The 13,512-nt window shown below is 42.4% G+C and carries 13 protein-coding genes and 1 riboswitch; of the genes, 7 read left to right on the top strand and 6 right to left on the bottom strand.

Going from position 1 to position 13,512, the window contains the following annotated elements:
- Positions 1 to 270: 270 nt before the first annotated feature.
- Positions 271 to 459, bottom strand: coding sequence for a hypothetical protein (locus BIY37_RS13500; protein ID WP_070067441.1), 189 nt, complete (start codon positions 457 to 459; stop codon positions 271 to 273).
- Positions 460 to 649: 190 nt separating this feature from the next.
- Positions 650 to 790: riboswitch (cyclic di-GMP riboswitch) on the bottom strand.
- 196 nt (positions 791 to 986) lie between these two features.
- Positions 987 to 1,169: a hypothetical protein gene (locus tag BIY37_RS13910; protein WP_230402480.1), complete on the bottom strand. Its 183-nt coding sequence runs from the start codon at positions 1,167 to 1,169 to the stop codon at positions 987 to 989.
- A gap of 230 nt (positions 1,170 to 1,399) precedes the next feature.
- Between BIY37_RS13910 and BIY37_RS08620 the strand changes: the two genes are divergently transcribed.
- The gene (locus tag BIY37_RS08620) at positions 1,400 to 1,657 is read left to right on the top strand and encodes a hypothetical protein (RefSeq protein WP_179129348.1); all 258 of its coding nucleotides are present in this window, start codon (positions 1,400 to 1,402) and stop codon (positions 1,655 to 1,657) included.
- Between the two features lie 339 nt (positions 1,658 to 1,996).
- Here the strand turns inward: BIY37_RS08620 and BIY37_RS08615 are convergent, their stop codons facing one another.
- From BIY37_RS08615 to BIY37_RS08605, 3 genes are all read right to left on the bottom strand, one after another.
- Positions 1,997 to 3,034 (bottom strand): pyridoxal phosphate-dependent aminotransferase, encoded by a 1,038-nt coding sequence (locus BIY37_RS08615; protein ID WP_230402479.1) that lies wholly within the window; start codon positions 3,032 to 3,034, stop codon positions 1,997 to 1,999.
- Positions 3,035 to 3,102: 68 nt separating this feature from the next.
- On the bottom strand, positions 3,103 to 3,381 hold the full coding sequence (locus BIY37_RS08610; RefSeq protein WP_070067438.1) for a small basic protein: 279 nt from the start codon (positions 3,379 to 3,381) through the stop codon (positions 3,103 to 3,105).
- A gap of 15 nt (positions 3,382 to 3,396) precedes the next feature.
- Positions 3,397 to 4,218 (bottom strand): hypothetical protein, encoded by an 822-nt coding sequence (locus BIY37_RS08605; protein WP_070067437.1) that lies wholly within the window; start codon positions 4,216 to 4,218, stop codon positions 3,397 to 3,399.
- A gap of 291 nt (positions 4,219 to 4,509) precedes the next feature.
- Here BIY37_RS08605 and ligA point away from each other — a divergent pair, with 291 nt between their 5' ends.
- The 5 genes from ligA to BIY37_RS08580 all read left to right on the top strand — a co-directional run bounded on the left by ligA (position 4,510) and on the right by BIY37_RS08580 (position 11,873).
- A complete protein-coding gene (ligA, locus tag BIY37_RS08600; RefSeq protein ID WP_070067436.1) occupies positions 4,510 to 6,522 on the top strand; it encodes an NAD-dependent DNA ligase LigA in 2,013 nt (670 codons plus the stop codon).
- A gap of 65 nt (positions 6,523 to 6,587) precedes the next feature.
- On the top strand, positions 6,588 to 7,949 hold the full coding sequence (locus BIY37_RS08595; protein WP_070067435.1) for a TldD/PmbA family protein: 1,362 nt from the start codon (positions 6,588 to 6,590) through the stop codon (positions 7,947 to 7,949).
- Positions 7,950 to 8,999, top strand: a complete 1,050-nt coding sequence (locus tag BIY37_RS08590) for a type IV pilus twitching motility protein PilT (RefSeq protein WP_070067434.1) — start codon at positions 7,950 to 7,952, stop codon at positions 8,997 to 8,999. It begins immediately after the preceding gene.
- A gap of 325 nt (positions 9,000 to 9,324) precedes the next feature.
- Positions 9,325 to 10,431 carry a PilT/PilU family type 4a pilus ATPase gene (locus BIY37_RS08585; protein WP_070067433.1) on the top strand — a complete coding sequence of 369 codons (1,107 nt, stop codon included), beginning with the start codon at positions 9,325 to 9,327 and terminating at the stop codon, positions 10,429 to 10,431.
- Between the two features lie 128 nt (positions 10,432 to 10,559).
- Complete coding sequence (locus BIY37_RS08580) at positions 10,560 to 11,873, top strand: TldD/PmbA family protein (RefSeq protein WP_070067432.1); 1,314 nt, start codon at positions 10,560 to 10,562, stop codon at positions 11,871 to 11,873.
- Positions 11,874 to 11,981: 108 nt separating this feature from the next.
- Here BIY37_RS08580 and BIY37_RS08575 read toward each other — a convergent pair whose 3' ends face one another.
- On the bottom strand, positions 11,982 to 12,725 hold the full coding sequence (locus BIY37_RS08575; RefSeq protein ID WP_261340843.1) for an ion transporter: 744 nt from the start codon (positions 12,723 to 12,725) through the stop codon (positions 11,982 to 11,984).
- A gap of 532 nt (positions 12,726 to 13,257) precedes the next feature.
- Between BIY37_RS08575 and BIY37_RS08570 the strand changes: the two genes are divergently transcribed.
- Complete coding sequence (locus BIY37_RS08570; protein ID WP_070067430.1) at positions 13,258 to 13,440, top strand: ferritin family protein; 183 nt, start codon at positions 13,258 to 13,260, stop codon at positions 13,438 to 13,440.
- Positions 13,441 to 13,512 lie beyond the last annotated feature (72 nt).

The following is a 13,512-nucleotide window of genomic DNA, read 5'->3' as shown; positions in this document are numbered from 1 at the left end:
TGATCATTGACGTAACAAACAGGGAAGACACCACGACACAATACCGGAACACCTTACTTCTTTTTCGCACGCGAAGACCCCGTGCTGTATCATCCTGCATATTCGTATGTCCCATTTCACACACCCTCCTCTTCAAAAAGACCAGAAAAATAAAAAATCTCCCATACAAGCGGGCGATATACTACCCGCGCTGCTTAACCAATTTTCAGCATCAGGGTGGCACGGACAAACGAGTTTGTCCGTGCAATAGAGCCTAAATCCGTGCATAGATTAAAAACGCCATGGACAAACGAGTTTGTCCATGCCACCCGGAAACCCGTTGAAATATGATGAAAATTCCAATACAACCGCCCCTTTGTTGCCGTCTCGTTCGACTTTGCTCACTATAAGTTTTGTACCGATTTTTCCCACTGCGCTCTTGCTAAACTCCGGAAGCACCTTCTGAATAAAATCCGCCAATATCTGTGGCCGGAACTTGCAAAAAAGCCTTTAGGATCGATTCTAAACTGCCTCTACTAAAATAAGGACAATAAAATGACCACTGGCACTACACAATACTTACTCATTCCTTTCCTCTTACACTTCTCTCTTTCCCCGCCGCTTTCTAAAATAAAAAAAGCCTTACTGCAAAGATATTCGTGAAAACATCTTCGTCAGTAAGGCTGTCTTTTCTAAAGCCATTTCCTTAATGTGTTAAGGGACCCTGCCTCTGTGTCCCCGTACGTCCCTGTACGTTTAAAGACCCTTTCCTTTGCGTCCCCCGAGCACTCGGGGTTTGCCTTTGTCGAATGTTTTTATTGCCGAAATAAACGCATTTTTAACTTTTTTGGTATTATTGTCAAATAAAAACTATTATTGGTGTCCAATAAGGACATTTATCTCATATAGAATCAACAACTCAAAACTCCATGTTTCAGTTTACAGAAATTCGCCAGAAACCTTGTAAAACAAGGATTTGTTGGTCTCCCGGCGAGTTATGTCTTTGGTTACAAGGTGGCATGGACTTCGTCGTAATGGTTCGACAAGTTAACCATGCACGGCGCCACATGCTGAACCTGACGAAGAATCGGAATATATTGCACGGGCAAACAACGTTTGTCTGTGTCACCCTGTAACCTGCTGAAATAAAATAAAAGGTCATCGTGGAAACGAGTGGGTAATTTTTGCATTTTTATATCTCCGGAAGCATACAGGTCAGAATTTTTAAGCGAAGATATTCTTCATCTCTTAGGCCGTAGGTACCATCGCTGGATAACCCTGTTTTTGTTATTCAATCCCTCGATAAAATCTTAAGAAACGGTATTCTCGGGCTTACGGTATGCAGCTATACCGAAGCCAAATCCCCCATATCAATGAGGCAAAGAGGGGTGAAAAAGTTTACAAAAAAGAAAGATTTAACATGGGAATTCTACAACCGTATCATTGTTATCTGCTTCTGCCCATGATACTCATAAAATATAGTACCTCTCCTTACCCCGACGACAAAGGCACAAACTGGAGGGTGTTGACAACAAGGGGGGATAAGTATGATGCTTGGACCGGAGTAGGCGATGATGAGGGGGTAGGGGGGCCGGTATCTAGGGGCCTGATGTCAGGAGTCAGATGCATAGCGCAGAACTCCTCCCTGATCATGGTCGTGGACAGGTGTGGCCAGTAAAGAGGTGAAGATTTATAAGAAAGGCAGTAGGCAGATGGCCATTACGACAGACTGCAGAGGGCTGATATGGCCTAGATGCACACAAAATCAGGGATTTTACCGCGGGTGGCACGGGCAAACTTCGTTTGTCTGTGTTGAACTTGTGTGACTCCGTTGCTTATTGTATTGATGCGAAAATGCAAATTATTGTACTCTTTTGTGAGCATCTGGCTCATATGGATTTACTGCATAAAATCTTTCTTTTTTGCAAGTTTTTTCGTTTCCTCTTTGGGCTCACTTGACTGGTTGAAGGTGTCCTGCAAGATAGATTATAGGTAAAGGTTAGCTTTGCTACTGGGATTAGCTGGGTTGCTGTTGGGCGAGGGTATTGAGGATGTCTATGCCGCATTGAATGGTTTCTTCAGAAGCGGTGTAACAGATGCGAAAGTGGGTATTGCGTTCGGAAAAGACACTGCCAGGGATAATGAGAAGATTGTTTTTGACAGCAGAAGCTACAAATTCTTCATCGGTACCCCAGGGTACCTGTGGGAAAAAGTAAAACGCCCCGTCTGGTTTTACAATTCGAAATCTATCCTTTAACCCATCATACATTAAATCCCTCTTCTTTTTGTAGTTTGCTATATAATGGCTTACATCTGTTTCCAATGAAATGGCGAGGGCATACTGTGCAAAGGAAGGGGCGCAAACGAAGGTATACTGTTGTAGTTTGATCATTTCCGTGATAATGCTGGCAGGTCCCGCAGCATAGCCCATTCGCCAGCCCGTCATGGCGAATGATTTAGAAAAACCATCAAGGATTAAGGTCTTTTCGTAGTATTTACCAATGCTCTCAAACGTATGATGATAATCGTAACTGTGATATATCTCGTCTGAAATAACAACAAGGTTGTGTTTTCTTGCGAGTTCTGCAATTTCTTTTATCTCATGAGCTGTACACAGTATTCCTGTTGGATTTGCGGGACTGTTCATAACAAGCGCCTTGGTTTTTTTCGTAATGTGGGGTTGGATGCGTGCAGCCGTTAGTTGAAAATCGGGATAGGTATCAATGAAAACAGGTTTGCCACCGCAGAATTTTGTCAAATGTTTATAGCTTACAAAGGCAGGGTCTGGTATGAGCACTTCGTCCTCCGGGTTGATTAGTACCATAAGGGCGAGTGTCAATGCCCCGGAGACTCCCGATGTAATTATAACATCCTCTGCGTTTACTCCTCTGTGCTTCAGAAGTTGTTTGGATATTCCAGCACGGAGTTCAGCAATACCCTGTGTAACGGTATATTTGTTAGCGCCATCCATAATGGCTCTAATGGCCACCGCTTTGATCTCCTCAGGAACGTCAAAATCCGGCTGACCTATACTGAGGTTCACCGGATTTCGCATTTTTTGTGCCAAATTAAATATTTTTCTAATCCCTGAGGAGTCTATTTCCGACATCCTGTAGGCAATCATTATTTCTTGGTCTTTTCCTTGCCCGATGCTGCGGCACCAGTTGCTGAAGACGTTCCTGCCGCTGGCGCAGCGCCTGTTGTTTCAGCCGTTGCCTCCTTTTTCTCCGATTTGGCCTTTTTCCTTATCTTAACCGTTTTTACTTTGGGAATACCAAATACCGACATAGTTGGATCCCATTTCCCTTCATTTTTAAGTAACTTGATACGCTCAATTCTGGTAAATACATTCCTGGGCCTTACCAACTTGCCTTTTGTTTTCAAACTTTTATCAATACTCATAGTTCCTCCAAAACTTTATTTCATACGAATGGGATAACTTCCTTCAAATTGTTTTTTGTTTTGATATTTAAAATCTGATAGTGTCTTTTGTGCGGTAATTAATTCGGCGCTATCAGCTTCCTCAAATTCACCTGCGCAAATGAATATTTCCTTGCCGGTATTTACGATAAATGTATCGAGACCAACGATATCCTGTATAGTCTTTGCCATGGTCTTCGCCTTCTCTACATTTTCTTTAGTATTTTTGTAAGTAACTACACGCAATGTCCATTTGTCTTTGATAATTGGTTTTGTTTGTTCGCTCTGTTTTGCAGCCGGGGGCGGCGCCGGTTTCGTTGTTACCTTTTGCGGGACATCTTCCGGCCCTGGTTGTTTTGATACAGGTTTTTTAACATCACGGGGTTCTATCGTTTCTAACCATTCTTCCGTCTGGCTCAGGATGCCTTTATTATATCCAACTTTGTGTCCAACGAAAAAACATGCGATGGAGAGAAACGTTGCTGCAATAGCGCCAATAATCAAGGTCTCCTGCCTTACTACAATCTCATCCTTACGTAAGGGCCGTTCTTCTTTTAAAGGAGGGAAAACGGGTTGTGCTTCTTTTCTGCCTTCTTTTAAAAACGGACCTTCTCCACTTGTTTTCTTGATCCACCCCAGCGGATCGGCAGTTGAAGCGGGTTTGACAATTAATTTCTCATCATGGTTGGGCGGTTTAGACGGTTGGCTAGACTCTGCCGATTCTCCTTGAGACGTAACTTCACTTTTTTGTACATCCTCTGCTTTCTGCATTGGTTTAAATATCTCAAAAAACTCCCTTGAGTCGCTTCCTTTCGTCATAAATTTTGCACTCCATGCTTAAAATTTAGAGAATTCGTAAGAATTTATAATTACGGGAGTTATACCAAAGTTTTCATTGTTTGGCAAATTTTATAACAAAAACAAGATAAAGTCAAGTGATTTATATCTTTAAAACATAATTCGTTGACAGAGGTATAAATTGTGATATACTAACTCCCATTCATAAACTTATGTATGGTACAAAAAGTTTGTTTTCTATTTTGTATCTCTATAAGAGCTACGGAGGTTCGTAAAGAAATCTGATTGTGGCTATGCCGTTTTTCTCCCTCTATGAAATCCATTAAAGAGAATATTGAGCAGCTTCGTGATACAATACGCTACCATGACAGAAAATACTATGTAGAAAACAATCCAGAGATTACGGATTATGAATATGATCAACTCGTAAAAGAATTACAACAATTTGAAAAGACATACCCACATCTCATTGTTCCTGATTCTCCCACCCAAAGAGTAGGGGGAGAACCCCTTACTCAATTTTCCACAGTCGAGCACAAAATTCCCATGCTGAGTATTGATAATACTTACTCAGACAATGAGTTGGAAGAATTTGATCAGCGCATAAAGCGTATGGCAGGCATTGATGGACATCGGAATATTGAATATGTTGTAGAATTAAAGATTGATGGAGTTGCTATTGCCCTATGGTACGAAAAAGGGTTGTTTGTACGAGGGGCAACCAGGGGAGATGGTTTTAAGGGAGACGACGTAACCGCAAATCTCAGGACAATTCATCAAATTCCTTTAAAATTACAACCTGCAGAAAAACAGCAAATACCTTCAGCTATAGAAATAAGAGGCGAAATCTATCTGTCGAATAAGGAATTTCAGAGATTGAATGAAGAAAGGGAGGAAGCGGGTGAGTCACAATTCGCCAACCCCCGGAATGCTGCCGCAGGTACCCTAAAATTGCTCGACCCTCGTGTTACTGCGAAAAGGCATTTACGAGTTTTCGCTTATGCGATCGGATATCTTGAGGATTTTGAACTCGAGACCCACATGAAGTGCTTAGAATTGATTCGGGGTTTTGGATTACCCGTAAATCCGCATACCCGGCTATGTGAAAGTATTGGGGAAGCCATTCAGTATTGTAACGAATGGGGTAAGAAACGGAACGATCTTGATTACATGATAGATGGCATAGTTATTAAAGTTAATTCTCTTTCCCTGCATGAACAATTAGGCGCTACAAGCAAAGCTCCCCGCTGGGTGATTTCCTACAAATATCAGCCTGAGCAGGCGGTTACAAAAATTGAAGAAATTGTTGCACAAGTAGGAAAGACCGGAACGATAACACCCGTTGCAAATCTTTCCCCGGTCCTTCTTGCAGGTACTATGGTCAGCCGTGCTACGCTTCATAATTTTGAAGAGATTTCCCGAAAAGACATACGGATGGGAGATCCTGTTGTGGTGCAAAAGGCAGGTGAGATTATTCCGCAAGTCGTCTCTGTTGTGAAAGAAAAACGCAATGGCACGGAACGGATTTTTCAGGAGCCAACGGTCTGTCCTGAATGCAAAAGCGCCGTTCGGAGAGAGGGTGTGTACCTGCGCTGCCATAATCCCTTTTGTCATGCGCAGGCAAAAAGGCGCATTCAATATTTTGCAAGCAGGCATGCCATGGATATAGAAGGATTCGGCCCTGCGCTCGTTGACCAATTAGTTGACAAGGGTTTTTTAAAAGATTATGCCGATATTTATTGTCTTAAACATCCGGATCTGGAAAACTTAGAGCGAATGGGTAAAAAGTCATCTTCGAACTTGATTCGTGCTATTGAGGAAAGCAAACAACGGAATTTAGAACGGTTAATTTGCGCACTGGGTATCCATAACGTAGGTGTTCATACGGCGGAAGTTTTATCAGAACACTTCGATAGCTTAGACGCATTGGCACACGCAACCCAGGAAAAGCTGGAAGGAATCTATGAAATTGGACCTGTTGTTGCGAGGAGTATTATCGAGTTTTTTCATGATAGACACACTCAGAGCATTATCGAAAAACTGAAAACTGCCGGTGTGAATACCAGGAAACAAACAATTCCGGCATCGGAAAAAAACTCAAAAATTTCCGGGAAATCGTTCGTCATTACCGGTACATTACAAAAATACCCTCGTAAAGAAGCCGAGATGATCATTAAGCATCAGGGAGGGCGAATCCTGTCTCAGGTAAGTAAAAAGACAGATTATCTTGTCGTTGGTGAAGACCCTGGTGCAAAACTCGACAAAGCCAGAGAGTTGCATGTCCAAATTCTGGACGAAGAGGCATTTGAAAAAATGATAAAATAATTGACATTGACGAAAAAAGATTGCTTTTAGTGCGTGCTTTATAATTATGTAGAGGAAGGATTTCCATGGAAAAACGGATAAAAAATGCCCTAAGTTCAGTAAAGGCAGATTATGTTGAAATAAGGGTGCAGGAAGGTGTTAACACAGGAATTACGTACGTAGGGAAAGAGCTTGAAAGTATTGGTGAACATAATGCCTTTGGCGGATGTGTGCGGGCATCGATTAAAGGCGGTTGGGGGTTTGTTGCCTTTAATGATATTACAAATCTTCCACGATACGTGGAAATGGCTTGTGAACAGGCGCGATTTGTCGGGACAGAGCAGAGATTGCTTGCTCCGGTCCCGGTTATACAAGATTTTGTTAAGGCAAAGGTGGAAATTGATCCTGCCGATGTCTCTCTAACGGATAAACAGACTATTTGCAATACCTATAACAATATCATTCTCTCGTCGAAGCAGATACAAACCTCTAATGTGCGGTATCTTGATTCTCACGGGGCGGTATATTTTGCTAATACAGACGGTAGTTTTATTGTGCAGGAAACGATTTTTTGTGGCATCTCATTGCTCGCTATGGCAAGGGATGGCATGAATGTACAACAGGCATATCATTCGGTCGGCGATTTGCGGGGATTCAGCAAAGTCCGGCATTTGGAAAATAAATGCCAGGAGGTAACGAAACAGGCAATTGACCTGCTCACGGCCAAGCCGGTAGCGGGGGGTAAGTATACCGTTATCGCTGATCCCAAACTTTGTGGCGTCTTTATTCATGAGGCGTTCGGGCATCTCAGTGAGGCCGATTTTATTTATGAAAACAAGAAGATGCGGGAGATCATGGTTATCGGAAAACGCTTTGGGATTGATGCCCTTTCTATCGTGGACGATGGGTCTCTCGTGGGTGAAGCGGGATACAATAAATACGATAATGAGGGTACCCCGACGCAAAAGACGTATCTTATTAAAGATGGTATACTGACGAGCCGGCTCCATTCACGGGAAACGGCTGCAAAAATGCATGAAAAACCGACCGGTAATGCGCGGGCAATAGGGTATGCACATGCCCCTATCGTACGTATGACAAATACTTACATGGAGCCCCGCGGGTATGCTTTTGAGAAAATGCTATCTGAAGTTGATAATGGTATATATGCCGTGGGCGCACTGGGAGGACAGACAAACATGGAAATGTTTACCTTCAGCGCTGAGGAGGCTTATATGATAAGGAACGGGAAATTGCAGGAAAAGGTGAGGGACGTTGTTCTTACGGGAAATGTATTTGAGACGCTGATGAATATTGATGCCATCGGAGACGACCTTGAAATTTACGGTGGTCTTGGCGGATGCGGTAAAGGTGGGCAATCGCCATTACGAGTGAGCGATGGTGGTCCACACGTTCGTATAAAAAATGTCGTTATTGGAGGACGATAAATGGAAATTCTGGAACTTCTTACCTTTGCGAAAAAAGAGAATGCTTCGGATATTCATATCAGTTCAGGTGAGCCGCCCATTATACGTATCCATGGAGATGTCAGAAAACTTGACATCCCACCACTGAGTAACCAGGAAGTACACAGTATGCTGTATGGAATTCTTACCGACCGTCACCGGAAGGATTTTGAGGAGCATCACGAGCTTGATTTTTCTATTCAATACGGCGATATGGGGCGATTTCGGGTAAATGCTTTTATACAAAGCAGGGGGGAATCTATAGTATTCAGGACAATACCTACCGTTATCCCCACACTGGAACAGCTTAATATGCCGAAAATAGTTGGTGATTTAACAAAAAAAGAAAAGGGACTTGTTCTCGTGACAGGGCCGACAGGCTCTGGAAAATCAACCACCCTTGCAGCCATGATAGACCTCATCAACCGGGAACAAAAATGTCATATTCTCACGGTAGAAGATCCTATAGAGTTTATGCATCGTCCAAAAACCTCCCTTGTCAACCAGAGGGAATTGGGTTCGCATACCCATAGCTTTGCCAATGCCCTGCGATCAGCGTTACGCGAAGACCCTGATATTATTCTGGTAGGAGAAATGAGAGATCTGGAAACGATTTCCCTTGCCCTTACTGCTGCAGAGACCGGCCATCTGGTCTTTGGTACGTTACATACGTCCAGTGCGCCCAAAACGGTAGACAGGATTGTTGATGTGTTTCCTCCCAATCAGCAGGAACAGGTTCGAACGATGTTTTCAGAGTCTTTACAGGCGGTGATTACCCAACAGCTTGTTAAGAAAAAGGATGGAACGGGGCGGATAGCCGCATTAGAAATTATGACAGGCACACCGGCGGTAAGAAACCTGATCCGTGAAAATAAGATAGCTCAGATTCCTTCAGCGATACAAACAGGACGGCAGTACGGTATGCAAACGATGGATCAGTCATTAATAGAACTCTGCCAGAAAGGTACGGTAGCAAGAGAAACGATAGAAACTCTGGTAAGCAGCCCAAGCGTTTTGAGCGGTATTAAATAGGATATTCGTGGGAAGGAGACGCTCAATGCCACCAAAAGAAAAGGTTGGCAGGCTTGGAACAAGTGCGGTTTAAAAAACACCGTTTGTTTTAAGACCAGATAGGGGAGATAGGAAAGATTTGTAAAGGACGTCCAGGAATCCCGGGATCTATTTTTCCCGGGTACAAGGAGGGGAAAAGAAGTGTTGGATATAGTGGCAAGCCTCACGATTGATGAAAGTCTGATCCCAATATGCAGAAGAAGCGGGATTCTGCGGTTTGCAGCAGACGATACGTTAGTGAAGAGTAAGAACTTAAAAGGGTTTAGATCAAAAGAATAATAAAAATATGGAAATAAAAGAACTCTTGCAGGAAATGGTCCGTCTAGATGCATCGGATATCTATATTACGGTTAATCTTCCTCCTATTTTTCGTAAAGAGGGAGCCAATATCCCGATGGACACCAACAAGCTTACCTCAGAGGATACGCGCCTGCTGGCAGAAGAGAGTATGAATGAGAAACAGCGGAAAGATTTTTATGAAAGAATGGAGATGAATCTGGCCTTGTATTACCCGGAACTAGGTCGTTTCCGGGTAAACATCTTCTTTCAGCAAAGAAACATCGGTCTGGTTATTCGGCAAATAAAAATCAAAATTCAGTCCGTTGATGATTTATGCCTTCCGCCAATATTTAAAGATATAGCGATGACAAAACGGGGGCTGGTAGTGGTTGTTGGCGCTACAGGCTCCGGGAAATCAACCACACTGGCGGCAATGATTGATTACAGAAACGCCAACAACCTCGGGCATATCATTACGATAGAAGATCCTGTTGAGTTCGTGCACCAGCACAAAAAATCTGTTATTACGCAGAGGGAAGTCGGCATTGATACCTTGTCGTTTGCTGATGCATTAAAAAACACTTTACGACAGGCGCCGGATGTGATCCTTGTTGGTGAGATTCGTGATACCGAAACCATGGAATCAGCCATTAATTTTGCAGAAACCGGGCATCTCTGTCTTGCGACGCTCCATGCTAACAATGCCAATCAGGCAATTGAGCGTATCATAAACTTTTTTCCTGCGGAACGTCATGAACAAATATACCTGCTACTTTCTCTTAATCTCCGGTCTGTTATTTCACAGAGGTTAGTGCCTGCAAAGGACGGGAAAAGGGTTGCAGCCTTCGAGATATTGCTTGATACATCAAGGATAAAAGATCTTATCTTGAATAGGCAGATCGATTTGTTAAAAAAGACGATGGCTCAGGGGACTCAGGAGGGCATGATGACCTTTGATCAATCATTGTTTAAACTCTATAAAGAAGGTAAAATTAGTTACGAAAATGCCATTGCCTATGCTGACAGCGCCAATGACATGCGTTTCCGTATTAAGACAGAAAATCTCGGAGAAGAGAAAGAAGAAAAAACCGTGAGTTTTAGATTAAAGCAATAAAGATGCATAGGAGGTCGTTGAAAAAGTGGTACATTGCTGGCGAACGGTTTATAGGGTAAGTAAAAAATAACAGGATCTTAAGGGCTCTCAGAATCAGCGTCTTATAAAAACAAATTGAGGTTAAATCAATGATTAAAATTGAAGAAAGAATTCTGGAACTGGCTTTAAAACAGACTCCTTCCGTAGAGGTTCTGTATGACGAAGGTGAGTCACGGTCAGTGAGTTTTGAAAATAACAAACTAAAATACGTAAATACAAAATCGATACGTGGCATTGGACTTCGGGTAATTAAAGATGGGAGAATCGGTTTCTCCAGTACCACGGATTTCAGAAAACCTGAGAAGCTGGTTGCCAATGCCATAGAAAGCGCTAAGTTTGGTCAGATTGCTGCGTTCGAATTCCCCTGCAAAAATATTTATTCAAAGATTGCTGTCTTTGACCAATGCGTTGTGGATTATCCTATTCATAAATGTGTGGACATTGGGAGAGCGACTATCGGGAAGGCATTGTCGGTGAATTCCGGTTATGAATGTAGTGTCGGTATGGGAAAGGGGCATGGGATGCGAAGGCTCATCAATTCTAAAGGGCTGGATATCTCCGCTGCTTTCACATCTTTTAGCATAGGTATAGAAATCTTGGAGGTGAAAGGGCAGAGTTTGCTCTGGATAGGGGAGGGGGAAAGCTCAAAAGGTCTTGTAACCGATCTCAACAAACATGTTGACAAGGCGTTGAAAGGCCTGAAGCTCGCACAAAAGGAGATAAAACTAAAAACGGGCGCTTATCCTGTGATTGTTACGCCGAAAGCTATGGGAAACTTGCTTGCAACCTTTGAAACCGGTTGTAACGGAAAGTTAGTGCAAAAAGGTGCATCACCTCTCACGAACAGACTGGACGAAAAGATTATTGATGAACGTGTCAGCATTTATGATGACGCCACGATAGATATGGCGGATTCCAGCTATCTGTGGGACGGAGAGGGTACGCCATCGCAACGCACACCATTATTTGAAAGAGGTATTTTAAGAAGTTATCTTTTCGACTTGCAAACTGCTGGAATACTGAAAACAAAGTCTACCGGGAACGGAAACAGAAGTTTTTCTTCTCAGCCTTCTCCGGGTAATTCAAATATTATCGTTGAACCCGGGAACATGCCATTTGAAGCCATGATAAAAGATGTCAAATATGGTGTACTGATTGATCAAGTATTAGGGGGAGGGCAGAGCAATATTCTTGCAGGCGAATTTTCTGTTAATGTCGATCTTGGATACCTGATTGAGAACGGAGAAATTGTAGGCAGGGTGAAAGATAGTATGATAGCTGGAAATGCCTTTGATGTGTTTAATAATATTATAGCGATCGGTGATAAAGCCGAATGGCATGGATCAACAAAAGTGCCACCCTTTTACTTTAAGGCAATGAATATTGCGGGAAATGCTGAATGACTTTTTCAAGGTATTAAACTATCTCCTTTTTGGAAACCTTTCCACCTTCCTTATCAGGGGCTCCAACACAGGATCATGCCAGTGCAACGTGCCGATTTTACATGGCGATTAAGAGATTTGCAATTTCCCACCGCAGAATTTACAGAAGTGTGCATCGGTGTCATGCCCCTCTTTACTGCATGAAGGGCAACTATGGACAGATTTGGCATGCCCAGTCCTGGCAAATTTTACCAATTCGGCAGTGACTATCCCCGTAGGGACGGCGAGGATTCCATAGCCTAAAAGCATTATGATTGAGGCAAATAATCTGCCTGCGGGCGTTACAGGTGTAATATCGCCATAACCCACCGTAGTAATGGTTACAATAGTCCAGTAAATGCTTTGGGGAATATTGTCAAAGCCATGGTGTCCGCCTTCAATCAGATGCATAAGAGAGCCAATGATAACGACAAGCACTAAAAGAAAAAGAAGAAAAACACCAATTTTAATGGAACTGATATAAAGGGCTTTTGTTAATTGGTGCGAGGCTTCAATAAAATTCCACATTTTCAAGATTCTGAAGATCCGCAGGATACGAAATGCCCGGATAACAATGAAGTATTTTGTACCGTTAAAAAAGAAACTAAGATACAAGGGAAGAATAGAAATGAGATCGATCAGGCCTATAAAGCTGAAGAGATATTTCAGGGGTTTCTTTACACATATAATTCTGAGTGCGAATTCAATGCTGAATAGAATTGTTATGATCCATTCGGCAAATAATAATATTTTTCCATAGCGGATATTAATCTTCTCGACGCTATCGAATGATACAATGAGAACGCTGGTTAAGATGCAAAAGATGATAGTTATATTAAATAATTTACCCCAGAAAGTATTGGATTCGCAAACAATCCTAAAAAGCTGTTCTCTAAAATTCTTTTCGGATAATTCTTTTTTTTTTCTTCTTTTTCATATTATTTGGAAAATGGGTCTAATGAGAAGGCATTTTTAAAAGTTTCAAAGATTCGTTGGTTGCTATCCTGTTTCGCGAAGAAAGTGATGAACCTATAACCGCATAATGTAAGACATGAATTGAATTTTCGCAATTGAATTCCTTCTCAGGGTTCCTGGCTTTCTTTTCATGAAAATGAGGAAAGAAAGAATATGTGCGGTAGTACAATGAGGAGAAAACAGGGGAAAAAATAAAGTAAACGCAACAAATACGTATACACGCAAGGGTTATTGCGGCGATGACAGTCCGAAGCAACCTCCCGTGTCCGGTTTGCTTCGGACTGTCGCAACGACTACTTTCTTTCGCGTTCACTACAGATAAAATGAAACAGGCAGAGTTCCTGGCTGAGCGCATCTTAATGCAGTGGCGGTGAACTATCGGAAGCGTTTCTTGACGACAAAGAAACAATGTGATATTGTTGCCACGTTAAAACTGAATATCCACTTGAAGATTGCAACAATTGGACGTTTTAATAATGGCATTCGCCTGTGTTTTAATAAAAAAGATCACAGAAACAGGATGCTGTTAGAGGAGATTCTTAAATCAGAAGAAATATATTTGAGTGAATTGTAAAGGAAGGTAATATGAAAGGGTCATCGTGGAAACGAGTGGGTGAAATTTAGGGGAAAAAGGTTGCGATGAGGC

The organism is Candidatus Brocadia sapporoensis (assembly GCF_001753675.2).
Taxonomy (GTDB): Bacteria; Planctomycetota; Brocadiia; order Brocadiales; family Brocadiaceae; genus Brocadia; species Brocadia sapporoensis.
This window is presented reverse-complemented; position numbering and strand designations above follow the sequence as displayed.